This window comes from Granulicella sp. L60, from assembly GCF_009765825.1.
Classification (GTDB): domain Bacteria; phylum Acidobacteriota; class Terriglobia; order Terriglobales; family Acidobacteriaceae; genus Edaphobacter.
This window is the reverse complement of sequence record NZ_LMUR01000017.1, coordinates 1-595: the sequence shown is the minus strand read 5'-3', so window position 1 is coordinate 595 and position 595 is coordinate 1. Positions and strand designations below refer to the sequence as shown.

Here is a 595-nt window from a genome sequence, read left to right as displayed (position 1 = left end):
ACACCGCGTTTACGATCTGTTCGATCTCCTCCTGGGTTAGCTCCACCAAAGGCAGCATTTGGGGCGTGATGGTTAATGGAGGATTCCACCATGTATCATCCTGATCATTAAGCTGTTCGAACAAGAAAGTTTTGTGAACAGATAATTGATGTACAAGGGCAGCGTCTAGTGCTCCCTGGTCGCCACGAGCGATTAATTCATCGCCACTCTTGCGCAATTGTATTGCTCTTGCGCTGATTGTTTTTAACAATTCGTCTATGGTCATATGCGCAATTCAATTACTTCTGAGGTACGATTTTTTGGTTTTTTGCGAGAGGGAATAAGATTGGGCGGTACCGCGACGGTATCAGATTGAGCGTTCAGGGAAGCGGCCAGATCGGCCAGTGTGGGGGTGGCGAACAGTGACCGCACATCCACCTTGAAGCCAAGTCGCCGCATGCGTTCGATCAGCGTCACCGCCAAGAGCGAGTGGCCGCCCAACTCGAAGAAGTGATCGTGCCGGCCCACCCTGTCCAGCTTCAATACCTCGGCCCACACCGCCGCCAGCTTCTCTTCGATCTCCCCCCGCGGCGGCTCGTAGCCGCGCGTGGCATAG

The 595-nt window shown here is 53.6% G+C and carries 2 protein-coding genes; both read right to left on the bottom strand.

From position 1 onward, the window contains the following. Positions 1 to 265 (bottom strand): hypothetical protein (locus GSQ82_RS10400; RefSeq protein ID WP_158792238.1); only part of this gene is annotated, 265 nt, incomplete at its 3' end. Continuing rightward, positions 262 to 595: phosphopantetheine-binding protein (locus tag GSQ82_RS10395; protein ID WP_158792237.1), on the bottom strand; the 334-nt coding region annotated here is incomplete at its 5' end. The genes GSQ82_RS10400 and GSQ82_RS10395, both read right to left, overlap by 4 nt.